At 64.7% G+C, this 25,254-nt stretch carries 21 protein-coding genes; 17 read left to right on the top strand and 4 right to left on the bottom strand.

Annotated features, from left to right (window positions below):
- Window positions 1-10: 10 nt before the first annotated feature.
- The 16 genes from R9B84_RS18660 to R9B84_RS18585 all read left to right on the top strand — a co-directional run bounded on the left by R9B84_RS18660 (window position 11) and on the right by R9B84_RS18585 (window position 17,759).
- Window positions 11-601, top strand: coding sequence for a superoxide dismutase (locus R9B84_RS18660; RefSeq protein ID WP_423760845.1), 591 nt, complete (start codon window positions 11-13; stop codon window positions 599-601).
- 65 nt (window positions 602-666) lie between these two features.
- The gene (chrA, locus tag R9B84_RS18655; protein ID WP_423760844.1) at window positions 667-2,091 is read left to right on the top strand and encodes a chromate efflux transporter; all 1,425 of its coding nucleotides are present in this window, start codon (window positions 667-669) and stop codon (window positions 2,089-2,091) included.
- Between the two features lie 106 nt (window positions 2,092-2,197).
- Window positions 2,198-2,515 (top strand): hypothetical protein, encoded by a 318-nt coding sequence (locus R9B84_RS18650; RefSeq protein WP_423760843.1) that lies wholly within the window; start codon window positions 2,198-2,200, stop codon window positions 2,513-2,515.
- Window positions 2,516-2,554: 39 nt separating this feature from the next.
- Window positions 2,555-3,010, top strand: coding sequence for a chromate resistance protein ChrB domain-containing protein (locus R9B84_RS18645; protein WP_423760842.1), 456 nt, complete (start codon window positions 2,555-2,557; stop codon window positions 3,008-3,010).
- A gap of 239 nt (window positions 3,011-3,249) precedes the next feature.
- Window positions 3,250-3,984 (top strand): superoxide dismutase, encoded by a 735-nt coding sequence (locus R9B84_RS18640; RefSeq protein ID WP_423760841.1) that lies wholly within the window; start codon window positions 3,250-3,252, stop codon window positions 3,982-3,984.
- Window positions 3,981-4,268, top strand: coding sequence for a hypothetical protein (locus tag R9B84_RS18635; RefSeq protein WP_423760840.1), 288 nt, complete (start codon window positions 3,981-3,983; stop codon window positions 4,266-4,268). The genes R9B84_RS18640 and R9B84_RS18635 overlap by 4 nt, the downstream gene beginning before the upstream one ends.
- A complete protein-coding gene (locus R9B84_RS18630) occupies window positions 4,265-5,305 on the top strand; it encodes a hypothetical protein (protein WP_423760839.1) in 1,041 nt (346 codons plus the stop codon). The genes R9B84_RS18635 and R9B84_RS18630 overlap by 4 nt, the downstream gene beginning before the upstream one ends.
- Window positions 5,306-5,524: 219 nt before the next feature.
- Window positions 5,525-6,214 carry a response regulator transcription factor gene (locus tag R9B84_RS18625; protein ID WP_423760838.1) on the top strand — a complete coding sequence of 230 codons (690 nt, stop codon included), beginning with the start codon at window positions 5,525-5,527 and terminating at the stop codon, window positions 6,212-6,214.
- Window positions 6,204-7,517, top strand: a complete 1,314-nt coding sequence (locus tag R9B84_RS18620) for a sensor histidine kinase (RefSeq protein ID WP_423760837.1) — start codon at window positions 6,204-6,206, stop codon at window positions 7,515-7,517. The genes R9B84_RS18625 and R9B84_RS18620 overlap by 11 nt, the downstream gene beginning before the upstream one ends.
- Window positions 7,518-7,596: 79 nt before the next feature.
- The gene (locus R9B84_RS18615) at window positions 7,597-8,988 is read left to right on the top strand and encodes a TolC family protein (RefSeq protein ID WP_423760836.1); all 1,392 of its coding nucleotides are present in this window, start codon (window positions 7,597-7,599) and stop codon (window positions 8,986-8,988) included.
- Window positions 8,985-10,046 carry an efflux RND transporter periplasmic adaptor subunit gene (locus R9B84_RS18610; protein WP_423760835.1) on the top strand — a complete coding sequence of 354 codons (1,062 nt, stop codon included), beginning with the start codon at window positions 8,985-8,987 and terminating at the stop codon, window positions 10,044-10,046. The genes R9B84_RS18615 and R9B84_RS18610 overlap by 4 nt, the downstream gene beginning before the upstream one ends.
- A gap of 42 nt (window positions 10,047-10,088) precedes the next feature.
- Window positions 10,089-13,208 (top strand): efflux RND transporter permease subunit, encoded by a 3,120-nt coding sequence (locus R9B84_RS18605; protein ID WP_423760834.1) that lies wholly within the window; start codon window positions 10,089-10,091, stop codon window positions 13,206-13,208.
- A gap of 42 nt (window positions 13,209-13,250) precedes the next feature.
- Window positions 13,251-15,296 (top strand): VTT domain-containing protein, encoded by a 2,046-nt coding sequence (locus R9B84_RS18600; RefSeq protein WP_423760833.1) that lies wholly within the window; start codon window positions 13,251-13,253, stop codon window positions 15,294-15,296.
- An 89-nt stretch (window positions 15,297-15,385) separates the two neighbouring features.
- Window positions 15,386-15,784, top strand: a complete 399-nt coding sequence (locus R9B84_RS18595; RefSeq protein ID WP_423760832.1) for a surface-adhesin E family protein — start codon at window positions 15,386-15,388, stop codon at window positions 15,782-15,784.
- Between the two features lie 140 nt (window positions 15,785-15,924).
- A complete protein-coding gene (locus R9B84_RS18590; protein WP_423760831.1) occupies window positions 15,925-17,130 on the top strand; it encodes an MFS transporter in 1,206 nt (401 codons plus the stop codon).
- A gap of 26 nt (window positions 17,131-17,156) precedes the next feature.
- A complete protein-coding gene (locus tag R9B84_RS18585) occupies window positions 17,157-17,759 on the top strand; it encodes a phosphatase PAP2 family protein (RefSeq protein WP_423760986.1) in 603 nt (200 codons plus the stop codon).
- A gap of 217 nt (window positions 17,760-17,976) precedes the next feature.
- Here R9B84_RS18585 and R9B84_RS18580 read toward each other — a convergent pair whose 3' ends face one another.
- Complete coding sequence (locus R9B84_RS18580) at window positions 17,977-20,910, bottom strand: Tn3 family transposase (RefSeq protein WP_423760830.1); 2,934 nt, start codon at window positions 20,908-20,910, stop codon at window positions 17,977-17,979.
- A gap of 219 nt (window positions 20,911-21,129) precedes the next feature.
- Here R9B84_RS18580 and R9B84_RS18575 point away from each other — a divergent pair, with 219 nt between their 5' ends.
- Window positions 21,130-21,996 carry a hypothetical protein gene (locus R9B84_RS18575; protein WP_423760829.1) on the top strand — a complete coding sequence of 289 codons (867 nt, stop codon included), beginning with the start codon at window positions 21,130-21,132 and terminating at the stop codon, window positions 21,994-21,996.
- Between the two features lie 146 nt (window positions 21,997-22,142).
- Here the strand turns inward: R9B84_RS18575 and R9B84_RS18570 are convergent, their stop codons facing one another.
- From R9B84_RS18570 to R9B84_RS18560, 3 genes are all read right to left on the bottom strand, one after another.
- Entirely contained in the window at window positions 22,143-22,985 is an 843-nt protein-coding gene (locus R9B84_RS18570; protein WP_423760828.1) for a hypothetical protein, read from the bottom strand.
- Between the two features lie 163 nt (window positions 22,986-23,148).
- On the bottom strand, window positions 23,149-24,291 hold the full coding sequence (locus R9B84_RS18565) for an FAD binding domain-containing protein (RefSeq protein ID WP_423760827.1): 1,143 nt from the start codon (window positions 24,289-24,291) through the stop codon (window positions 23,149-23,151).
- Between the two features lie 39 nt (window positions 24,292-24,330).
- Window positions 24,331-25,206 (bottom strand): alpha/beta fold hydrolase, encoded by an 876-nt coding sequence (locus R9B84_RS18560; RefSeq protein WP_423760826.1) that lies wholly within the window; start codon window positions 25,204-25,206, stop codon window positions 24,331-24,333.
- Window positions 25,207-25,254: the final 48 nt, after the last annotated feature.

Below are 25,254 nucleotides of genomic sequence, written 5' to 3'. Positions count from 1 at the left end.
GGAGACGAACATGACGTACCAGATGAAAACGCTGGCATGCGATCCGGCCCAACTGCAGGGCCTGTCCGAACGGCTGATCGTCAGCCACTACGAGAACAACTACGGCGGCGCCGTCAAACGCCTCGGCGCCATCACGGAGCAACTGGCGTCGATCGATCCGGCCGCGTCGCCCGTGTTCGTGCTGAACGGTCTGAAGCGCGAGGAACTGATTGCCGCGAATTCGATGATCCTGCACGAGATCTACTTCGACGGCCTCGGCGCGAACGGGTCGCTCGATGGCGCATTCGCGGCCGCGCTCGTGCGTGACTTCGGCAGCGTCGAGCGCTGGCGCGCCGAATTCACGGCAATGGGCAAGGCGCTCGGCGGCGGCTCCGGGTGGGTGCTATTGAGCTGGTCGCCGCGGCTCGGGCGGCTGACCAACCAATGGGCGTCGGATCACGCGCACACGTTGGCCGACGGCACGCCGCTGCTGGCGCTCGACATGTACGAACACGCGTATCACATCGACTTCGGCGCGAAAGCGGCCGCCTATGTCGACGCGTTCATGCAGAACATCAACTGGACCAACGTCGCGGCGCGATTCGCCGACGCGACCCGCTGATCCGGGCATGCGTCGCGATCGGTGCGGCGCGCCTGGCCCATGACACCACCGGAAGAATCGATTTGATGGACACCACCACTGTCGACGCGCAGCGACCTGTCGCCACGACACAGGACATTCCCGCGCACGAGCGCCACGGCGTCTCGTTCCGCGACGCATTCTGGGTATGGGTCCGCGTGGCCGCGCTCAGCTTCGGCGGCCCCGCGGGCCAGATCGCCGTGATGCACCGGATCCTGGTCGAGGAAAAGCGCTGGATCAGCGAAACGCGTTTCCTGCACGCGCTGAACTACTGCACGCTCGTGCCCGGGCCCGAAGCGCACAAGCTGGCCGTCTACATCGGCTGGCTGCTGCATCGAACGCGCGGCGGCCTCGTGGCCGGCCTCCTCTTCATCTTGCCCGGTCTCGTTGCGCTCGGGATTCTGAGCTGGGTCTTTGCGACTTATGGAAGCGTCGGGTATGTCCAGGCGTTGTTCTTCGGCCTGAAGGCCGCCGTGCTCGCGGTCGTGCTGGAGGCCGTGGTACGCGTCGGGCGCCGCGCACTGAAGACCCGCACGATGGTTGCCGTTGCCGCGCTCTCGTTCATCGCGATCTTCTTCTTCGCGGTGCCGTTCCCCTTCATCATCATCGCGGCAGCCGCGATCGGCCTGGTCGGCCGCGCGACCGGCACATTGTCGTCGCGCGGTACGACCGGGCAGAAAGAAACGGAGCACGACGAAGGGCCGCTGCCCGCAATCGACGCCGCGTTCGCCGTGGAAATTCCTGAGCACGTGCGCCCGTCACATGCTCGCGCGCTCAAGGTGACGGCGATCGGTGTGCTGCTCTGGCTCGGGCCGCTGTTCGTGTTTCTGGCTACGATCGGCCCGGACAGCGTGTTCACGCACATCGCCACCTTCTTCAGCAAGATGGCGGTGCTTACTTTCGGCGGCGCCTACGCGATCCTGACCTACGTCGCACAACAAGCCGTCGACCACTATCACTGGCTCGCGCCCGGCGAAATGCTGGCCGGTCTCGGCATGGCCGAGACGACGCCGGGGCCGCTCATCAGCGTCGTGCAGTTCGTCGGCTTCATGGCCGCGTTCCGTCAGCCCGGCGCGCTCGACCCGGTGCTCGCCGGCACGCTCGGCGGTGTGCTCGCGAAGTGGGTGACCTTCGCGCCGTCGTTCCTGTTCATCTTCATCGGTGCGCCGTACATCGAGGCCCTGCGCAACAACCGCGCGCTCAACGCGGTGCTCTCGACGATCATGGCCGCCGTCGTCGGCGTAATCCTGAACCTGGCCACGTGGTTCGCGATTCATACGTTGTTTGCGCAAGTCAACGTGAAGCATGCTTTGGGAATGACCTTGCAGATTCCGGTGCTGTCGAGTCTCGATCTTTGGTCTCTGGTTCTCTCCGCTGCCGCAATGCTGGCGCTGTTCCGGTTCAAGCTCGGGATGATGACCACGCTCGCGGGGTGCTGCATTGCCGGGATGGCGATTCACCTGATCGCGTAATAGCGCGAACTGCTCTACAGGAATGTGCGTTGTCGAAGAGCCGGCGCAGAAGGCGATCTGCCCCGGCTCGAACCAGGAACAAGCTCGCGCCGACAAGGAGTATGCAATGAAACCTTTTTTCAGATTCCTGCCACCTGCGGTGTTCGTCGCGCTGTGCGTGGCGCTGGCCGGCTGCGACAGAAATCCGGCGGAGAAGCACCCGGCCGAGGTGGTTTCGGCTGCACAGGTGCCCGCCGCGGTGCAAGCAACGCTCAATCGGCAATCCCAGAACGGCAATGTCAAGCAGATTGAAAAACTGACCCGAAACGGAAAGACGTTCTATCGTGCGTCGGTCCTGATAAACGGTCAGGAGCAGAAATTTGTCGTCGCGGAAGACGGCGCGCTGATCGTCGCGCACGCTGGCGACGACGATGACGACGATTAACCGGAAGTCTGACTTCTCCCTCATGACAAGGAGTCCCCAATGAAATGGGTTACCCGTGAACGGCCGAAGATCGACCGCATTGCCTGCCCCTGGCTTATCGCCCGATTTATCGACAAACAGCCTGAATTTCTCTACGTACCCAATCGAGACGTGCTGCGCGTGGCCGACGAGACCGGCGCGATTCCATATGACATCCCCGGCGTCGAGCTGTCGCATGATGGTGAGCTGTGCAGCTTCGACGCGTTTCTGAAGAAATACGGCCTGGAGGATTCGGCGCTGTACCAGCTCGCGACCATCATTCGAGGCGCAGACACGTCGCATCTAGACCTGACACCTCAGTCGTCCGGGTTGTACGCAATCTCGCTCGGACTGTCACAAAACTTCGCAGATGACCATGAGATGCTTCGACACGGCATGGTGATATACGACGCCCTGTATGCATGGTGTCAGTCATGCCAGTCCGAGAAGCACAACTGGCCACCTCAGATGAATTGATGGGAATTCAATTAATACGGAATACGAACGATAGAAGTACAGTTAGCTATCCACGTCAGGCGTTGTTGCCATCACTAGCCAGCGAGCGTCGGCATCCGCGCTGACGCGCGTGTAACAGAATTCAAGAGTCGATCTCGCAGGTGCAGCGGCCAGTACTAGCCTGATTGTAAATTTGCATGAACCATACGCACGCCATCCGAATTCTGTGATGGGCGCCACCCATTGAGGAGAAGAGAGCCATGTCTTCACGACGAATCTTCCTGCACAACAGCGCTGCAGTTGGCGCCGGCATCATGCTCGCTCAGACGCGAACCGCTTACGCGGCAGAGGCGCCCGTATACCGCGACAAATTGACCGACGCGGACGGCAAATATGCCGCAGCGCCGCTGCCCTTTTCCTATGACGCGCTCGAACCAGTCATCGACGCACGTACCGTCGAGTTGCACTACAACTTTCACCACAAGCCTGCGGTGGCGGCTGCGAACAAGGCCGAGGAGGCGTTGGCGAAAGCGCGCGAGTCGAACGATTTCGCGCTGGTGAAGTTCTACGAGAAAGAGCTCGCTTTCCAGTTGTCCAGTCACATCCTGCATACCGTCTACTGGACGAGCATTTCGGGCAAGGGCGGCGAACCGAAGGGCGAACTGGCCAAAGCTATCGACAGGAATTTTGGGTCGTATGCGAAATTCAAGGCTCAGTTGGTCGCAGCCACGGTTGCCGTTGAGGCGTCCGGTTGGGGTGTCGTCGGCTACCACCCGGTTACGGAAAAACTGATGATCCTTCAGTGCGAGAATCACCAGAAGCTCACGGCCTGGGGTATCCAGCCGATTCTGATCCTCGACGTTTTCGAGCATGCGTACTACCTGAAGTATCAAAACCGGCGTGCCGAATACGTCAATCAGCTCTTCAGACTCGTCAACTGGGAAAATGCGGCCCAGAGATTTCAGGCAGCACAGCCGGTGCGGAAATCGGCATGAAATGCGCCGTCGGTTGCGCGAGCAACCGACTGAATGACTGGGCCGAGACGCGGTGCCTTGGGGTAGTCGGTAGTTCGATGCTTCTCGGCGCCGCAGACGCAGCAAGCCGAATTGAAGTAACGCACGCCCCGCTCGCATTTCACGTGCTGCCGGTTGCTTCCGCTGATCGTGATATCCGGAACCGCGCCAGCTTCTACTACAAAGATTCTTCTGCCTTGATTCGCGGTCTGGTGATGGCTTGCGCTGAATGCGGCGGTGTTGGTTGTCGCAGGATCGAGTTATGAAACACCTTCGAGATTTACGCCTGGGTCTGCTTCTGCTGGCCGGGCTCTTAGGGATGCTCTGCGTCGCGGGCTTCGCTGCCTACCGTGCTCATGCGGAAGCAGACGATCTCTCGCTTGGCAGCTTGCCGCTAAAACACGTTGCGGATGTTCCATTGCCCGGACGAAGGACGCGATTCGACTACGCAAGCCTGGATACGAATCGCAACTTGCTCTTTATCGCGCATCTTGGCGACGGGGAGGTCGTGGTATTCGATACGGCCGCGTCGCGCGTGATCGCCCGGATCGGAGATGTATCCTCGGTGCATGGTGTTCTCGCGGTTCCCGAGCTCTCGCGTGTGTATGCATCCGCGACCGGTACAAACGAGGTCGTAGCGATCGACGCTTCCACGCTGAAGATCGTCGCGCGTATGCCGGGCGGGCGCTATCCCGACGGAATGGCCTATGCGCCAGACGTGGGCAAGCTCTACGTGTCCGATGAATACGGGGAAACGGAAACCGTCATCGATGTACGAACCAATCAGCGCGTCGCCACGATTCCGCTCGACGGCGAGGCCGGAAACACGCAATACGATCCGATCTCGCATCACATCTTCGTGAACGTCCAGACGCGCCGTCAGCTCGTCGAAATTGATCCGGCGACCGACCGAATCGTTGGTCGCTTCGATCTGCTGGGCGCCAAAGGCAATCATGGCCTGTTGATCGATTCGCATGATCGTCTCGCCTTCATTGCGTGCGAAGGCAACGCCAAGCTGATCGTGTTCGATATGCGCTCGAAGCGGGCAATCCAGTCGTTTGCGGTCGGTGGTGATCCCGACGTGCTGGCATTCGACCCGACGTTGTCAACGCTCTACGTGGCAGGCGAGGATGGCGTCGTTTCGCTATTTCGCTTTAAGGCGGGTACAGGTGACAAGATTGGCGAGGGCCGCCTCGGGCGGAATGCGCATGTCGTCGCAGTCGATTCGACCACACACCGGTCGTATTTCCCACTGAAGGATGTTGGTGGCCGGCCGATGCTGCGTGTGATGGAACCCGGATAAGCGCGCTGGCTCACGGAATCTCCCCCAACAGTGCGTACGATCCGGAGTTCAGCGAACGGGAGCTGACTTGAACGGCCTGCGGAATTGTCCCGGTAGACGTCAAGTTGCTGCTCTCCACGTTCTTACTATGGACGTTCCGACGGAGGGAAGGTCAAGGATGCTGGGACTCAGTGCTTGCATGGCACAATCGGTACCGCCAACTGACCGTGGGAGAAAATCGTGCGCGTTCTCGTCATCGAAGACGATGCCAGCATCGCGACCAACCTCTATGACTATTTGGAGAGTATCGGATATGAAGTCGATGCGGCGTCGAGCGGTCCCGCCGGGTTTCAACTCGCGCTGGAGCAGCATTGGGATGCAATACTGCTCGATCTGTCATTGCCGGGCATGGACGGTCTGACGCTGTGCCGCAAATTGCGTGAGGAAGCCCACCGGGACACACCTGTGCTGATGCTGACGGCGCGAGACGCACTCGACGACAGACTCGAGGGTTTTGGGCACGGCGCTGATGATTATCTGGTCAAACCGTTCTCACTCAAGGAGGTCGGTGCGCGGCTCGGCGCGCTGATCAAGCGCTACAGGGGGCAGGTTACCGAGGCGGCAATTTGTTGTGCGGACGTGCGCCTTGATCTGCAGACGTTGACCGTCGAGCGCGGTGGGCAACCCATCAAGCTGCCGCCCAAATGCCTGCAGTTGCTGCGCATCCTGATGCAATCCCCGAATCGGGTCCTCGGCCGGGCAGAGCTCGAAACGGCGATCTGGGGCGAACAGATGCCGGACAGCGACACGTTACGTTCGCACGTGTACACGTTGCGCCGGGCGCTTACCGCGAACGGCGGCAGCGATCCCATTGAAACGGTTCACGGCCTAGGGTACCGGCTCGTGGTGGACGTCGCCCATGCGTCGTAGCCTGCGCTTCAAGGTCGCGCTGGTATTCTCCGCGCTCACGATCCTGCTGCTCGTCGCGCAGGCGCTCGGCGTGAAGACGCTCGCCGAAGCGCAGGAAGAGAAACTGATCGGCGCGCTGATTCGCGACGACATTGCCAGCGTCGTGAAGTCATATGAGAGCGACGCGGCGCTGCTGCCGCTCTACGACGCGCGCGTGAACGGCTACGTTTCCGCAGCCGATCGTACACCCGTTGCATTGCCCGACGCGGTTATGAATCTCCCTTACGGTACGCACGAACTCATCCTGGACGGTCGCGAGATTCACGTCACGATCGTGCCGTTCGGCGCAACCCGGCTGTACCGGATCTACAACTTCAGTGCGTACGAAAAGCGGTTCAAGGAGGTGATCAACGCGCTGATGGCTGGCACCGGCGTGTTCGCGCTGCTGACGATCTGGCTGGCATATGGTCTGGCCGGACTGCTCGTACGTCAGGTGGCCGGGTTCGCGCGGCAGGTCAAGGCCCTCCGTGCGGGGGAGTCGACGTCGATCAATCCCGGGCGTTACGATGAAGCGGAAGTCGTCGAACTCGTTGGGGTTTTTAATGACTACCACCGCCGCATGGCGGACATGATCGAGCGCGAAAAGGATTTTACCGGCAACGTCAGCCACGAGCTGCGCACCCCGCTCACTACCATCAAGACGAGCTGCGAGTTGCTCGAACAGGATCCTGCGCTCGGCGAAAAATCGAGGGTGCGGCTGCGACAGATCGACCGCGCGGCCGACAGTATGCGCGAATTGGTCAACGCGCTGCTGGTGCTGGCCCGCGAGAATTCGGCGCAGGATATCGAACCGCTGAACATCGCGCGGCTGATTGAGACTGCGCTGGCCCCGTTCGCTGACCGCCTGTCGGACAAACGGATTGATGTCGCAATCGACCTGGAACGCGATCTTCACCTTCTCGCGAACCGGTCCGCACTTGCCATCGTGCTGTCGAATCTGATCGACAATGCCGTCCGTTATACCGACCACGGCCGGATACGCTTCGTGTACGAAAGCGGATGGCTGAATGTCGAGGACACGGGACCGGGCATTCCGACGGAAGCGGTGCCGCATGTTTTCACGCGCTTCTATCAGGCGGGGGATGCACCGAGGTCACCCCCCGGCTTCGGTATCGGCCTGTCGATCGTGAAAAAGCTCTGCGACCGGTATGGTTGGGCCATCGAAGTGGACAGCGGCCCAGGCCGGGGCACCCGCATCTCGCTCCGCCTGCCGCCGGCCAATCCCGCCTCGTCGGGGCGCCATGTCGGATCGATCCCTTCTTGACGAAAACTTCACAACCGGTTGCGTAGCATCGGGGTCTCGAGCCGCCCACCGGGGCGGCCACTGAACCCACGGATGCCCCATGCGCCGAGCACTGCCGGTTGTGTGCGCCCTGCTGGCGGGGTGCGCGACCTATCACCCCCAGCCGATCGCGCCGGTCCAGCTTGCCCAACAGTTCGAGCAGCGAACGCTGGACAGCGACAATCTGCACGCGTACCTCGTTCGTGAGCTCGGCCACGATGTCGAGCCGTGGCCGCTGCCGCGATGGAATCGCGAACTGCTCACGCTCGCGGCGTGGTACTACAGTCCGGCGCTCGATGTCGTCCGCGCCCAATGGGGTACCGCCAAAGCAGGTATCGACGTCGCCGGTGCGATCCCGAACCCGGTGCTTCAGTTGCCGTTCCAGTGGGCCACGCCGAACCCGGGACCGGGTGCGCCATTCACCACCGGCCCGGCCCTCGATATCCCGATCGAGACGGCGGGGAAGCGCGGCTACCGCGTCGATCAGGCGTCGCACCTGTCCGAAGCCGCGCGTCTGGCCATCGGAAACGAGGCGTGGAAGGTCCGCGCGCAGGTGCGCGACGCACTGCTGACGCTCCATGCGGCTCGCGAACACAGTGCGTTCCTGTCGCGTAAAGCCGAAGCCGAGCAGCAGATCGTCGCGATGGTCACCAAGCGTCGCGCCGTCGGCGAGAATGCCGGCCCCGACGTCGACGCGGCCGTGGTCGCCGCCACCCAGGCGCAAGCGGATCTGGCCAGCGCCCGAAGCGCCGAACAGGATGCACGCGCGCAGCTGGCCGCGGCGATCGGCGTACCGGCGTCCGCGCTCGACGGCGTCCAGCTCGACATGGCCGGGTTCGACCATGCGCCGCTTCCGCCTCCAGCCGCCGATGCACAACGCGACGCGATCCTGCATCGCGCCGACCTGCTGGGCTCGCTCGCCGAATACGCGGCGGCCGAGTCGGCGCTGCAACTCGAGGTCGCGAAGCAATACCCCGACATTCACCTGGGGCCCGGCTACACGTACGACACCGGCACTCACAAGATCGCGTTCGGCGTCGCCGGCATCTCGCTGCCGATCTTCGACCAGAACCAGGGCGGCATCGCCCAGGCGGAAGCGAAGCGCAAGGAAGCTGCGGCTCGCACCGCGGCGCTACAGGACACGATCTTGAGCGATCTGGACCGCGCACTGTCGCGTTACCGGTCCAGCATCGACGCGCTGCGGCTGTCCGACGCGCACCGGGGCGCCGCGCGCAGACAGCTCGACAGCCACGCCGCAAGTTTTGCGGCGGGCAGTGAGGATCGACTGACGTTCACGCAGGCGAAGGCGGATTACCAGGCCAGCGAGATTGCCCATCTGGATGCCGTCGTAGCCACCCAGCAGGCGGCCGGGGCGCTCGAAGACGCGATGCAGCGGCCTCTGACACCCGATGCGGCGAACGCGGCATCAACCCAACAAGAGATCGCCCGATGAAGCCTCGACTGCTCGTCCTTTCTATCCTTTCCGTGGCGCTCGCGGCCGGTGCCGGCTGGTACATCTACCGGACGCTCGATCCTGGCGCCGCGGCCCCGACCACTGTACAGGTGGCTCCGCAGCCCACTGTGCAAACGGTCAATGGCGAGACAGTGGTCACCGTCAGCCCAGACGCGCAGCGCGCGAGTCACATTGATACTGCGCCGCTCGCCTCGACGGCGGTCCAGGCCGACACGCCCGCTTACGCGACGGTGATCGACCTGCAACCGCTCTTCGATCTGCGCAATCGGCTGGCTGCGGCGCGCGCGGATCTCGACACGTTACACGCCCAGGCAGGCAATTCGCGCGCGCAGTTCGAGCGCAGTCATGTGTTGTTCGAAGACGACCGGAATGTCTCGCAAAAGAGCCTGCAGGACGCGCGGGCCGCAATGCAGGCGGACCAGGCGAAGCTGCAGTCGGCCGACGCGGCTCAGGGGGGGCTGGAAGCGACGATGCGCCAGCAATTCGGCGATGCGCTTACGAGCGCCGCGATGACGCCGGATTCGGATTTGTTCCGGCGCCTGCTGGCTGGCCGCGCCGCGGTCCTGAGAGTCACGCTACCCGCCGGTTACGGCGGCACAGTGCCGGCACGCATCTCGGTCGACACGCCGGACGGGCTGCCCGTGCAGGCGCAGAAACTCTCCGCTTCGCCGCAGGGGGATCCGGCCATCCAGGGAAATCCGTATCTCTACACGGTGACGATTCCCGTTCCAGTGGGAACGCGCACGAGCGCGCACATCCCGTCGTCCGCGCCCGCCACCTCGGCACTCGTGATTCCCGAACGTGCGGTTGTCTGGTATGGCGGACAGCCGTGGGCTTACGTGCGCACCGCCGTCGATCGCTTTACGCGCCGCGCCGTGCCTGCGGACTCCGCTGGCAATCAGGGCTTCGTCGTGACGAACGGCTTTCACGCGGGCGATGCCGTGGTGATTCGGGGTGCACAACTGCTGCTGTCCGAGGAGCAAAAGCCGCAGGGCATATCGACGGTCTGCAAGGACCCGCCGGAATGCGACGACTGATCCGGGATTGAGTTCCGCACAACACACATCCAACCACTGCCCATGCTCACTGCCATCATCCGGTTCTCGTTGCGCTTTCGCGGCGTGATTTACGCGCTGGCTGTGCTTGCGGCCGGCTACGGACTCTATTCGCTCACGCGCGCCAAACTCGACGTGTTTCCCGAGTTTGCACCGCCGATGAGCATCGTGCAGACCGAGGCGCCGGGTCTGACCAGCGCGCAGGTCGAGACGCTGGTGACGCAGCCGATCGAAAACGCGCTCGGCGGCATGGTCGGGCTGCAGTCGATGCGCTCGAAATCGATGCAGGGATTGTCCGCGGTCACGTTGGTGTTCGACGCGCACGCGAACGTGATGCAGGTCCGGCAACTGGTGTCCGAGCGCGTCAATGCGCTCGCCGCGACCTTGCCCGCCGGCGTGCAGCCGCCGCGGCTGCTGCCGCTCACGACCACCACCAGTGTCGTGCGGACCATCGGCCTGACGTCGAAAACCCGCTCGCCGATGGATCTGTACGACATCGCGCAATGGACGGTCAAACCGCAGCTGATGAGCGTCCCGGGCGTGGCGGACGCGATCGTCTTCGGCGGCGAGACGCGCCAGTTGCAGATCCAGGTCGATCCGACGAAGCTGATGCGCTACGGCCTGTCGATTCAGGACGTGATCGCCGCTGCACGCCTGTCGACCGGCGTGCGCGGTGCCGGCTTCATCGAGAACGCGAACCAGCGCATTGCCGTCAACGCGGATGGCCAGATCACGACGCCCGCGACATTGGCCGGCGTCGTGCTGCGCTGGAGCAATGGTGCCGCCGTGCGCCTCGGTGACGTCGCCACCGTGACCTGGGGCAGCGCGCCGGCGGTCGGCGCTGCCTCGATCATGGGCCAGCCCGGCGTGATGATGGTGCTCGAGAGCCAGTACGGCACCAACACGCTGATGGTCACGAAAGCAATCGAGAAGTCACTCGCCGCACTGAAGCCGGAACTGGAGCGGCAAGGCGTCGCCATGAACACCGACGTGTTCCGGCCCGCCAGCTTCATCGACGCGTCGATCGGCCATCTGCGCACCGCGCTGCTGGTGGGTGCGGTGCTGGTGATCGCGGTCCTGTTCCTGTTCCTGCTGAACGCGCGGACGGCGGTCATCTCGGCGGTGGCGATTCCGCTCTCGCTGCTGATCGCGATCGTCGTGCTGACTTCGTTCGGCGTGAGCCTCAATACGATGACGCTCGGGGGTCTCGCGATCGCACTCGGCGAAGTGGTCGACGACGCGATCATCGACGTCGAGAACATCTATCGGCGGCTACGCCAGAATCGCAGCCGGCGTGAGCCAATGGCGGCCTATCGCGTGGTGCTGCGCGCGTCGCTCGAAGTGCGTAGCGCGGTCGTGTTCGCCACTTTCATCGTGATGCTGATCTTCCTGCCGGTTTTGTCGCTCTCGGGCGTCGCCGGCAAGCTGTTCGCGCCGCTCGGCATCGCGTACATCCTCGCGGTGCTGGCTTCACTCGGCGTCGCACTGACGCTCACGCCGGCGATGGCGCTCGCGCTGCTGGCACGCGGGCCGCTCCCGGCGCACGAACCCCGGCTGCTGACGTGGCTGAAGGCACGCTACACGGCGTTGCTGCTGAAGGTCGAGCAGCGCGTCAAAACCGTCATGGTGGTCGTCGCGCTGTTGTGCGTCGCGGCGCTCGGCGCGCTGCCGTTCCTGCGCGGAAACTTCATTCCGGAGCTGCGGGAGGGACACTACATCGTGCACATGGGGCTCGCGCCCGGGACGTCGCTCGCCGAGTCGATGCGCATCGGCACGCAGGTCTCGCAAGCGCTGATGCGCGTATCCGGGGTGCGGCTGGTGGCGCAGCGTGCCGGCCGCGCGAACGAGGTCGTCGATCCGGTCGGGGTACAACTGAGCGAGTTCGAAGTGGATCTTGAGCCGATGGGCGCGTCCGGCCAGAACGCGACCCTGCGTCGCATCCAGGACGCGCTATCGCGCTTTCCCGGCCTGTCCACGTCGGTCAATACGTTCCTGGTCGAGCGCATCGACGAAACCATTTCCGGGGTGACGGCGCCCGTGGTCGTCAACGTGTTCGGCGACAACCTCGATGTGATCGACCGCACGGCACAGGACGTCGCCCGGCTGCTGGGGACGATCCACGGCGTCGCGAGCGTGAACGTCGAATCGCCGCCCGGCATTCCCGAACTCGAAGTCAGGCTCAAACCGGATCAGTTGAGCCGCTGGGGCTTCAGGCCGGTGGAAGTGCTCGATGCGATCCAGAGCGGGTACCAGGGCGCCACGGTAGCGCAGACCTACGGAGGTGGCCGGATCTACGACGTCTCGGTCGTCCTCGCCCCCGGAGCTCGCAGCAATCTCGGCGACGTGGGCGCGTTGATGCTGCGCAATCCGGAGGGCCTCGCCGTCCCGTTGCGCGAACTGGCAGCGATCAGCCAGGTGTCGGGCCGCTACCAGATCACCCATGATGGTGGCCGGCGCATGCAGACGGTCGCCGTGACGCTCGGTAGCCGTGCGGTGAGCGATTTCGTGCGCGAAGCCCAGGCCCGCGTGAATCGCGAGATCGCGATGCCGAGAGGCACCTATGCAGTGTTCTCGGGGGAGAGCGAAGCGCGCGCGCAGTCGCAGCGCGACCTGCTCGCCTATGGCGCGATGTCGATCATCGGCATCGCATTGTTGCTGTTCCTGGCGATGAAGAGCCGGCGCGGCGTGCTGCTCGTGATGGTGAACCTGCCGTTCGCGCTGGTCGGTGGGGTATTGAGTGTGGTCCTGACCGGCGGCAACCTGTCGCTCGGCGGCATGGTGGGGTTCGTGACGCTGTTTGGTATTTCGTTGCGCAACTCGATCATGCTGATCAGCCACTACGAGCATCTGGTGCACGTCGACGAAATCCCCTGGAATGCCGACACGGCCGTGCGCGGCGCCTCGGAACGGCTGATCCCGATCCTGATGACCGCACTCGTGACCGGGTTGGCGCTGCTGCCGCTCGCGCTGACGAGCGGCGCGGCTGGCAACGAGATCGAGGGGCCGATGGCGATCGTGATCCTTGGCGGTCTGATTACGTCGACCGCGCTGAACCTGATCGTGCTGCCCACGCTGGCGCTGCGCTACGGCCGCTTCGAACGCGACTCGCTGGCGGAATCGCTAGCTGCGTCGTCGAACGGGTGAACCATGCCCGTCCGCGAACCCCATATCTGACCGGAACCGACTATGCACGCGTGGCTCACCAGCATTGGCGCCCATCCCGGACTGGTCCTCGTCATCGTTTTTGGCGTGGCATGCGCGGAGTCGCTCGCTGTTGTTGGGACCTTCGTCCCGGCGGGCATCGTGATGTTTGCAGCGGGGGCGCTGATCGGGGCCGGGATTCTGGGCGGATGGGTGACGCTGGGCGTCGCCGCGCTCGGCGCCGTGGCGGGCGACGGAATCAGCTACGAACTCGGCCACCGGTATGCACGCGAAGTGCGCATGTGGTGGGTGGCGAAGGGACACGAGGCGGCCTGGGCGCGTGGCGAGCAGTTCGTCGCAAGGCACGGCGGGAAAAGCATCGTCATGGCCCGCTTCTTCGCACCCGTGCGCGCAATCGTCCCGCTGGTGGTCGGCGCGGCCCGGATGCCGCGACACAAGTTCTATCCGATCAACATCGCCTCCGCGCTGGCGTGGTCGCCCGCGCACATCGGCCCGGGGATCGTGTTCGGCGCATCGGCCCAACTCGCCGAAGCGGTCAGCGGGCGCCTCGCCGCGATGCTGCTCCTGCTGGCTGCGCTACTCTGGCTGATCGTACGGTTGACGCGCGTTGCCATCCGGCGTGGCGTGCCGCTCGCCCGGGTGGGCGCACAGCGGGCGATGGCACGTCTGGAGCGCCGGCATCCGCGCCTGGCGAGGCGGCTGTCGGGCGTCGTCGGACCCGATCGCCCGGAATCGCCAACGCTGCTGGTGCTGGCGCTGCTCTTAATCGGCAGCGTGTGGCTGTTTCTGGGCATCCTGCAGGATGTGGTCGCACACGATCCGCTCACGCGCGCCGACACCGTGATCTACAGTTTCCTGCAAACGCTGCGCACGGCACCAGTCGATGACCTGATGGCTGGCATCGTCGAACTGAGCACCTGGAGCGCGGGGCTGGCGATGGCCGCCGCCGTGCTCGTCTGGTTGATGGTGCGGCGGTGCTGGCGCACGGCGGGCTACTGGGCGCTCACAGTCGCCATTGCCGGCGCCGTGAGTCCCGTACTCGAGCCTTCGGACTATGTGCGACCGTTCGCCTGGAAGGCGAACGGGATGCACGCTCCGTTACCAAGCGGTAATGCCACCTTCAACATCCTGATCTACGGATTTCTCGGCTGGCTGCTGGTCCATCGTCGAACGCCGCTGTGGCGCAATGTCGTCATCACCCTCATAGCGATCTGGGTTGCGCTGACCGGGTTTGCTCGCCTGTATCTGGGGGAAAACTGGCTGGCGGATGTGCTGGGCGGCTGGAGCCTGGGCCTTGCGTGGTTCGCGGTGGTGGCCGGCCTCTACACGTACCGGCGGGTGCAGGACGACGTCCGACCGGGGCTGTTGGCCGGCCTCGTGATGGTTGTGCTCGCAATTTTTGGTCCGTGGACGAGTCCCGGGCATCTGCAGGCCGAGCTCGCCCGGTACCGGCCGGCGATTCACGAAACCGGGGTGACGCTGAAGCAGTGGAGCGACGGCGGCTGGCGCGAACTCCCGGCCCGCCGCACCGAACTGAGCGGCGATCAAGAAGAAGCGCTGCCGTTGCAGTGGGTCGACGATTCCTCTGCAATCGCGCACCGCCTCGAAGCAGCCGGCTGGCGAGTCGCGCCGGCATGGTCCGCGCAGTCTACGTTACTGTGGCTGTCGCCCAGAACATCGGTGGCGGCGTTGCCCGTGCTGCCGAAGCTGTCGGAAGGACGCAGCACGGATCTGACCTTCGCGAAGTTCGATCCGGACCGGCCGATGGACCGCGTGGTGCTGCGGCTCTGGCGATCGCGTTTCCGACTGACGGACGGAGGGGGGACCAGTGGGCCGCGCGGCGTCCCGGTCTGGTACGGCGCCCTGTATCAGGAGGCCTTCCGGCAGCCCTGGCATCTCGTCACACTGGGCAAGACCGCGTGGCCGGATGCCGCTGCCATTCCCCCTCTGCTGCCTGCGGGCATGCAGACGTTGAGCCTCTCAGTGCCCGACGACGGCGAGGTTCGGCACGCGGTGCTGGTCTTGCCGGTCGTCCCCGAAACGCCATCCGGAACGCGGGCGGGCAAATGATCAATTTGCGATGCGCTGCCTGGCGGGCCGGAATGGTGGCCGCGACTCAATTCGGAAAGCTGGCCGGTCGGCGACCGGGGATAATCCGTGTGCTGGTCGTCGCCCTGATCACTGCGTCAACGGGTGTGGCGGCAGGCCCCGCGTGGGTGGCCGTCGCCGCGAGCCCCGACATGCGGATCCTTGTCGATGCCGGATCGGTCACGAAGAATTCGCGCGGCGTCATCGACCTCTGGACGAAAACGCGTTACGCGTCGCCGCAGACCGCGACCGGGATTCAATACGCAGCGGACATGACACGCTTCGCGCTGGATTGCGCTGCCGCACGCTATGGCATCACCGGAGGCAAGTTCCTCGACGCACAGGGTAAGGTGCTTCGGCAGTTCGACGAACCGGCGGCCGAGCTTGAGCCGATTCCCGTGGCGAGCAAAATCGACGCCGTCGCGCGTGCGGTGTGCCCGATGGGTCGCGGTACGTGGCGGGGTAAATAATGCCGTGCTGTATTCGTCTTCACGTTCGGGCGCGCTCGACCTTTGCGTGCCTGGCGATTGTCGACAGCGCGACACGCACGCGGCGCGGATCGGCGAACGACGACGTGCTGCAACCGGATTGCCTTGACCCCTGACAGCCTATGACCCCTGACACCTCTGCCATCAAGAAACCCGCCATTCCACGCACGGTCTGGGCGCTCGGCTTCGTGAGCCTGTTCATGGACCTGTCGTCCGAACTGGTCCATGCGCTGCTGCCAGTCTATCTGGTCACGACCATGGGCATGAGCGTCGCCGCGCTCGGCATCCTCGAAGGCGCCGCCGAAGCGACCGCAATGATCGTCAAGGTGTTCTCGGGCGCCATCAGCGACTGGCTGGGACGCCGCAAGGGCCTGCTGCTTCTCGGATACGGGCTGGCTGCGTTGACAAAACCCCTGTTTCCGCTCGCGGGGACACCGGCCGTTGTCGTAACCGCCCGACTGCTTGACCGGGTGGGCAAGGGCATTCGTGGCGCGCCACGCGATGCGCTGGTGGCCGACGTGGCGCCCCCGGAAATCCGCGGCGCGTGTTTCGGCCTGCGCCAGTCGATGGATACGATTGGTGCGTTCCTTGGCCCGTCCCTCGCGATCATGCTGATGTTCGGGTTCGCCGACCATATTCGCACGGTTATGTGGTTCGCCGTGGTGCCCGCGTTCATTGCAATCGGCCTGATCGCGTTCGGCATCGACGAATCGAGTCATGCGCCGGCCCGGCGCACCTTCCGGTCGCCGCTGCACTGGCGCGCGCTCCGCGAGTTCTCCGCGCACTACTGGTTCGTAGTCGTCATCGGTGCCACCTTCACGCTCGCACGCTTCAGCGAGGCGTTCCTCGTGTTGCGCGCGCAGCAGACTGGGCTGGATCTTGCGTGGATTCCCGCCGTGATGGTCGTCATGAGTCTCGCATACTCGCTGTCGGCGTATCCGGTTGGCATCCTCTCCGACCGGCTGGATCGCCGGCTGCTGCTGGCGATCGGCATGGCGCTGCTGATCGCGGCCGATCTGCTGCTCGGCATCGGCAAGTCAATCCCGTCAATGTTCATCGGCGTCGCCGTGTGGGGACTACATATGGGCTTCACGCAGGGCATTCTCGCGGCGATGGTGTCCGAAACGTCGCCTGCGACGTTGCGCGGCACCGCGTTCGGGGTGTTCAACATGGCCAGCGGCGTGTGCATGCTGCTCGCCAGCGCGATCGCCGGTGGGCTGTGGGAGCGTTTCGGCGCGTCCGTCACCTTTCTCGCCGGCGCGGCGCTCGTCGCGATCCCGCTGTGCCTGTGCTGGTTCGCGCCGCAGCCGACGGTCTCGCGAAGCTGATCGATTTCCATCCAGGTCCCATTGCCATGAACACTCTCGAAGCATTCAACCAGGCGCTGTTTCTGATGGTCAACGCGACGACCGCGACGCCGCCGTGGCTGATCCGTCTTGCGACCGTGGTCGCCGACGACCTGGTCTATCTGATCCCCGTGCTGCTGACGGGCATGTGGCTGTCGGGCAGCGAAGTGCAGCGGAATCTGGCCATCCGCGGATGCGTTGTCGCGGTGGTCGCACTCGGAGCGAACCAGCTGATCGGCCTCGCGTGGCAACATCCGCGGCCGTTCATGATCGGCCTGGGACACACCTTTATCGCGCACGCGCCGGATTCCTCGTTCCCGAGCGATCACGCGACCGTGTTCGCCGGCATTGCGCTGACATTGCTGGCCGGCGGTGCGCGCATGCTGGGCGCATTGACGCTCCTCGCCGGCGTGGCCGTTGCGTGGGCGCGGATTTTTCTCGGCGTGCATTTCCCGCTCGATATGCTCGGCGCGGCTGCGGTCGCGTGTGCGACCTACGTGCTGATCGTGCCACTCTGGCATCGCGCCGGCGACGCCGTGACACGGGTGATCGTCCTAACGTACCGCAAACTCCTGGCACGTCCGATCGCGTCCGGCTGGTTGCGACGCTGAATCGCGGCGGAGTGCGGCATCCGATATTCCATGCCTGAATGGTCCGGCCGCAGGATACTCGATGGTGCCGAACGCGATGGATCAGGAACGCGGCTCGACCCAATGGAACAGGTGCGCGCCGAACCACGCGCTACCGATCAACAGGATGACCGTCAAGCCAACATTCCAGGCAAGAATCATCATCGTGGCATCGATCGGATGGAACAGCGACAGGGTCTCATGACCCCGTTCTGCGTTGCCAGGGCGCGGCCGCCAGCAATACGTCGCTGTATTGTTCGATAGGAAAGCTCAAGGTGCCCCGGAAGTTCACGTGCGCAAAATGCGCCGGGCCCATCCGGCGCAACCATTCGTCGTCGACCTTTCGCCCCTTGTGTCGCCAGTCGTCGATCGTCGCCTGCATGCGTTGTGTGTTCCAGGCGATCACGAGGTTCGTCAGCAGCGTCAATGACCCCGAAATCGCAACCATTTCATCACGACGTCGGCCGCGTTCGGGGGCCACTCGGCCGGTGTAGATCGCGCGCTGAAGCTGATGCACTGACTCTCCGCGATTCAGGAGCGTATGCAGTTCTCGACGGAACGCCGCGTTGCTGAAGTAATCGCACAGGAAAAGCGTGCGTAGCAACTTGCCGAGCTGATCGGCAGCCCGGTACACCGGGTCGCCCTGTGCTGCACTGCCGAACCGCTGTAGCGCGACTACCGCGCTGACGCGACCTGACTGAATCGAGGCGACGAGTCGCAGCAGTTCGTCCCATCCGTTGCGAATCGCCCTGAGCGAAACATCGTGGGCTACAACCGCCGACAGACCTTCGGAGACAGCAATTCCGCGTGGCAGATACAACTTGCGCTCGGCCAGATTGCGCAGGCCCGGGCACAGGTCGAAGCCGAGCAGTTTCGAGACGGTCATCCCTACGCTCGTGTACCCGTGCGTGTCGACTGAGAGCCGCAGCAGCCTACCATCGTCACGGCTTTCGTTATGCCGCAATACGCCTTCGATGGCGACACCTGCCTGCCGCTCGTTCAGCACGATCGGCTGGTTATAGACAATGCCATGCTGATCCAGCACGTGCGTGTAGATCCCGACCGCGTGAGTTCGTCGTCGCGGATCGACGCGGGCGTAAAAGAGGTGCGGCGAAGTATCCAGGCTCATGGAATCGCTGGATGCGTGGCGCCCGGTGCCCCAGAGTTCGGTAATCGGATGCGTGCGCTGAAACTCGACCACGCGCTCGTTCGCGCGCGACAATCTCCCGGGCATTTCGAGTGCCCGCATGGCGGTGGCGATGGGCGCCAAATCAAGCTGAGGGACCATCGCGACAACGCTCTTCGCGTCGAGATCCGTTCCGTGCGCAATCAACGCCGCGTATAACGAAACCAGTTCGTTCGCGTCGCGCGCGCGCCGCGCCAGCAGCGTTTCGCTGAAGCCGGTGTGGACGTCCATCTCGATGAGCAGGTCGGCCAACTGCGTGGTCCCGATTTCCTTGAACATCAAGTCGCGCGTACGTCTCGGGAGGCCATCGGTGGGCAACGCTTCGATCGCTGACAGGTGTAATGCGCCGTCCGTCCCGACCGTGACACGCCCAGCCGCCAGCGCTTCTTCGAGTGCCGCCATCCCCGCCTTAAGATGGCTCGATAGCCGTTCCAGGAAGGGTTCCGCCTTGTGGGACAAGCTGAGCGATGACAGATGCCGATCACGCTCGCACTCCCACTGCGCCGGCGGAATCAGCAGCTGATCGCGGGCGCGGAACGACAGGCTGTGGCTGATCCAGACCGATCCGCGTCGCAAATCCCTGCGCAGTCCCGTGATCGCCGAGGCCTCCAGCGCCCGCATCGCACGTACCCGGTCCTCGCCCTCGACGAGATCCCGCCAGCTTGCGCTTACCGGCACCTCACAGTCGGCGGGTAGTTCAGTCACGCCGCGGTCGTGCAGCGTGCTGAGGAGCTCTAGCTGTCGCAGGCTCGGCTCAGCCTCCCTGCCGGACAGTTCCAGTTCGCGTAACGGCACCAGCAGGTTGCGGATGCGATGATGATCGTCGGTCAGCGTTTCGCGGACGCTGGCTGCGTGACTCGTCGGCGGCTTGTCCGACAGATCCTCGAGCAACTTGCCAATGTCGGCGAGCCGTTCTTCCGCGGAGCGGCTTGTATCGTTGACGAGCGCCTTGATCGACATCAGCTGCTGGCGGTACTCGACAGCGGATCGAGCCTGTTTGACCGTCGTCCGATCGTAGGCGTGCCGGACGAGATCGGAGACGCGGCGACCCGTTTGGTAGAGCAGTGCGTCGGTTAGCTCCAGCAGCGTGACGTGCAAGAAGAAGATCAGCTCGATCGTGCGCGTCGACGCCTTGAGTTCACGAACCTTGGCGGGACGCCGGGCCTGTATGCGCTGCGCATAGGCACGCTGTTTCTCGATCGGCACCGCACCCAGGTTCCACGTGTGGGCCCCGAGCGACTTAAGGAAGCGGACCTTCGAAAGGGTTTCGGTAATAGTCGACGGGCTGTGCCGTGCCGGCGGCGTCTTCAGCCATTCGAGCACGGTCATCCCCGATGTACCGTGTTGCGTGGACAAGACTGCATCGGCGCGCATCAGTTCGGCGTCGCTGACGGTCGACTGAATCGTCGCGAGCAGACCGCGTTCGGCCTCCGCCCAGATCGCTCGCCCCAGGTCCCGCAGCGTTCGCTCGGCGGGAATCAACAGTCGCCGCTCGTACAGCCAGTGATGCGCATGCTGGACCAGTTCGTCGAGCGCCAGCGATTCGGCCGCATCCTGACGCATCCATGCTTCGAGCCCGGCCCACTGGTCGGCGCCGATCGACGTCAGGCCGAGGTATTCGCACGCCCACACCTGGTGCTCGTATTGGGTCTTGTAGCGTTGGTAGAGCGTTCGCAGCGACGCGATCGACGGTGTTGGCAGGCCGAGGCGTTCGCCGACATAGCGCAACAGTTGCCGTGGAAGCGTGCCTACGTGGTCCAGCGTGTGGCCGCTGGCCCGCAGAAAGACCAGTTGAACGGCGGCGCCCGCGCGACGATCGCGCCGGAAACGTTCGTTGATCGCGGCTACGTCGCTGTCGTTCAGCGCGAAGTAGCGCTCGACGTCGAACTCCGACAGTCGCGCGGGTAAGCGATCTTGCCCCACATACCGAAATTCCAGGCTTGGCATCTGCTGCCTCCCCTCACGGTCGCAATTGAAAATTGCGGGCAGGTAGCTTAGCGCAGATCACGGCCGGGACTGCAGACGATAGTCGGAATCGACCGGGAAGCCTTGCTACACAAGGCGTTCAGAAGAAACCGCCAGATTTTGCACGAAAAGGACGATTACCCCGTGCCGGACGACGATGTCCTCCACGTCGCACCTGATGCCCACTTCTGCGCATTCGTGATGTCCCCGATCATCGGCGAACGGAGGGACGCGCTGATCCGTCAGTGCGTCCAGGACGTGCTCGATCGGGTGGGGCATCCGCTGCAGGCGGGGCTCGTCGTAGGCGGTCGTGCGCCGTGGGCGCGGTTCGCGCAGTATGTTCGCGAGCAGGCGGCAAGGATCGGCCAGGATTTCGCGGCGATCCACGGACTGGACACGACGTTCCTGCATCTGTGGGGCGGCCTTGGACAGGTTCGACTCGTGGGCTGCGAACAGAATTTCGTCACGAAATGGGGGCTTCACGAGCGGCACGATTTCGATGCGGTCCGGATCGTGCTCGAGCATCAGGGCAAACCGATCCGTGGCCTGCACATGACGGGCGACGTGCGCTTTCTCAACCACTGGCGATATCTGGCTCGCCATGCCGAGCACGCGATCGCACTCGGGCACGCGTTCGCGCTGGCGCCCGAATCCGGCATGCGGGAACAGCCGGCCGACCTCGGCCTGCTTCAGCCCGAACGCTTTGCCGCGAGCGGGTTGTCGCTCGTGGCCGCGCACGAGGACGTGCTGGCGAACGTCCCGCGTCTCGCCGCGGGACCCTCGTTCCGCAACCCGCAGGGCTGTGCGCTCAATGCGTGGGCGTCGCACACCGTCGAATTTGCGGTGACGGGCGAACGGATGGTGCTGGACATCTGCGTGTCGTATCTGAGCGGCCAGCCTTCGGCACCCAGCGCCCAACTGGCGCACAACGGCGCAACGGTGTCGCTGCAGGCGCCTCAAAAGCTCAGCCTCGCGACGCAACCGGGCGATCGAATCGCGCTACGCGCGCTCACGCTGCCAGGGCAGGCATGTCATACCGCGTGGGATATTGTCGTGCGGTACGCGTGACGTCGCGATAAATCGGGTTCGCCGCGACTCCCGTGCCGGTTGGAACCCGGACAGTAGACGGGCGTCATCGAACGCGTCGCATAGGCGCTCGGACGTTGCGCGACAGCCGGACGCATCGTGGCCCGATGCGGAGCGCCGCGGGTTCGTCAGGCGGCGAAGATCCGGCGCTGGTAATCGAGAATCAGGCGATCGATGTCCTGATCGGCACGCCGCGGCTGGCTTTTCGGTTCGAGCCAGAGCCATCGCATCATCCGGTAACGGGCCTCGACGCACATCAGCCACGCGTCCCAGTCCGACCAGTGGCGCAGCAGCGGGATGTTGCGAATGTCCCGCAGCCCGTCGCGAATCTCGTACACGTGGAAATGCTTGCCGGCGCGCTGGCTCAACTCGTCGAACGCGCGTGCGGCTCGCTCCGGGTCGGACAGCAGGAAGTCGTGGATTTCGATGATGACGTGGCTGCCGGAGAGCTGCTCCAGCAGCGCGTCGTCGAACAGGTCGAACTCCGCTCCCTCGATATCGCACAGGATGACCCGCCCGGCCGGATCGCCGCCGTGCTCCGACAGGACTGCCGGCAGGTTGCGATCGGCCTGGCCATGGACAGCAACCCGATCCGCCAGCCCCATCTCCGCGGACCGGTGCTGGATGGCCTGGCGGCGCTGCTCGTCCATCTCGAAACACAGGCTGCGGCCGAAGACGTTGTTGCTGACCAGGCCGATGCCGAAAATCCCGTCGGCAGCCCCCAGATCGACCAGCACCTTGTCGGGCGACCCGAGTGCTTCGAGAATCGCGCAAACGGCGATCTCGTAGGTGCCGAGCAGGTAGCCGCCAACCGCGACCTCCGCCCAATGGCTGACGCCGATGGGAAACCCGCGAAGGATGCCGTACTGGACGACCGAGCCCGTCTGCTCGCGCAGCAATTGCGACAGATAGTGCAGACGAAGATTCGCGGCCTGAAGCGAGCTTTGGCTGAAGTATTGCGCGTGGTCCATTTTTCTCGTTCTCTCCGGGGGAAGAAGCGCATCGGAAAATGCGGCGAGGGCGGGGTGTCGTCCGCGAATGCGACGCGCGTTGCCCTGCCTGGAACGAGAATATAACGCCTTGTCGACGCCGCGGTGTACGTGAGCCATGGATTGGCGCGCGGCCGCTGGCCGGTCACGCGCGCCCCATGATCCGGGTGCCGAGCGAGATGCCGAGTTCGGACAGCGACGCATTGGTCGCGAGCTGACGGGCTTCCCAGCGCGACAGCGCGGCGTCGAACGCGGGGCCGTGCACGACGCCGCGCAGCGCCTCGGCGAGACCGACCGCATTCTCCGCCGCTTTCGCGACGCCGGCGGCCGTGTGCGGCCGGACGAGGCAGGCCGCGTCGCCGAGCAACACCGCGCGGCCGAACACCATGCGGTCGACCGCGAGATCCAGGATCGCCTGCGCGAACGGCGCGTGCGTCGCATCGACGAGCGCGGCGAGCGTCGGCGCAAGCATCCGGCGGCCGGCGTCCACGAGTTCGAGCCGGTTGTCGTCCCGCATCGCGCCGGGCGGCAACGAACCGTCGCGCTGCGTGCCGTCCTGCGCGAGGAACAGCGACGGCACGCGATCCTGCGCGAGCCGCCGGTACCAGACCCAGTTCACGCGGCGTTTGCCCGGTTCGATCGCGCCGTCGCGGCCGGGCACCAGATAGGTCAGGAACAGATGCGCGTCGCCTTGCTGAAACGTGAAGCGGTCGCGCAGTACCTGCAGCACCGTGTCGGGAAGCAGGTGCTCGTCGACGAGCCCGCGCCACGCGACATAACCCGCATACGCCGGCCGCGCATCGGGCAGCAATTGCGCACGGACGTTCGAGCGGCCGCCGTCGGCGCCGACCAGCAGGTCGGCCTGCTCGACGCGGCCGTCCGCGAAATGCGCGATCACGCTGTCGCCTTGCTGCGCGAACCGCTCGAACGATACGCCGGCGTGCACGACGCCGGCAGGCAGCGCGCGCTTCAGGGCCGTGTAGATCACGTTCCACGCGGTCTGCGTTTGCGGCATGTCAAGGCGTTGGACGATCCGGTCGTGCTCGTCGAGATAGATCCGGTCGATGGAATCGACACCCGCATTGCGCGGCACGGGCACGCCGCCGAACGCGAATGCGCGTTCGATCGGCGCTTGCAGCACGATGCCGCCGCCGCGGCTGTCGAGGTCGTTCGGCGATTGCTCGAAGACCTTGACGCGCCATCCGGCCGCCCGCAGCGCGGTGGCCGTGAAAAGCCCGCCCACCGATCCGCCGATGACGACCGCCAGCGGGCCCGAAACGTCGCTCATGATGGGTTCCTCCCGATGATCCGTCGCGTGCGCAGCGATTCAGCCTTCCCAGTGCTGCAGGAAGTCGAGCAGCAGCGCGTTCACGCGTTCCGGCTGCTCTTCGTGCGGCAGGTGCCCGCACTGCGCGATCGGCTCGGCACGCAGGTTCGTCGCCATGCTTTCCCACACGGATTTCATGTCGAACATCTTGCCGACCGCATGGAAATCCTCGCCCCAGATGGCCATGGTCGGGCACGCGATCCTGACGTCCGCATCGACCAGATCCTGCTTCACGTCTTCCGCGTTCGCGCGATAGTCGGCCAGTGCGCCGCGCACGGCGCCCGGACGTCGATACGCACGCACGTACGTGTCGAACGCGTCGCCGGAGATCGCGTGCGGGTTGTAGCACCAGTCGGAGAAGAAATAGCTCAGCCATTCGGCTTCCTTGCCGGCGATCAACGCCTCGGGAAGGTCCGGCACCTGGTGGAACAGGAAGAACCAGTACGCGCGCGCCGTTTGCGCGGTCATGTTCTGCGCGACGATGCGCGTCGGCACGTTGTCCATCACGACGAGCCGCTCGACGCGCTCGGGGAAGTCTTTCGAGAAACGCGTCGCGACGCGCGCGCCGCGATCGTGCCCGACGAGCGCGATGCGGCCGATGCCGAGCGTGTCGAGCAGCCCGGCGAGGTCGCGCGCCATGTTGCGTTTGTCGTACCCGGCGGCCGGCTTGTCGGTTTCGCCGTAGCCGCGCAGATCGGGTGCGATCACGCGGTAGCGCTGCGCCAGCGCGGGGATCTGGAAGCGCCACGCGAAGCTGGTTTCCGGAAAGCCGTGCAGCAGGACGACGACGGGCCCGCTGCCGGCATCGATGTAATGCTGGCGGATGCCGTTCGCGGTGACGGTGTGATGGGTGATCGAAGGCGTGGCGAGGGTCATGCGGCGGTCCCGGTTCGGTTCGGCCGCGTAGCAGGCGCGGCTGCGAAT

It is taken from the genome of Burkholderia sp. NLJ2 (assembly GCF_049487195.1).
GTDB classification, from domain to species: Bacteria; Pseudomonadota; Gammaproteobacteria; order Burkholderiales; family Burkholderiaceae; genus Burkholderia; species Burkholderia pyrrocinia.
The sequence above is the reverse complement of the archived record's forward strand: the minus strand, read 5'-3'. Positions and strand labels throughout refer to the sequence as shown.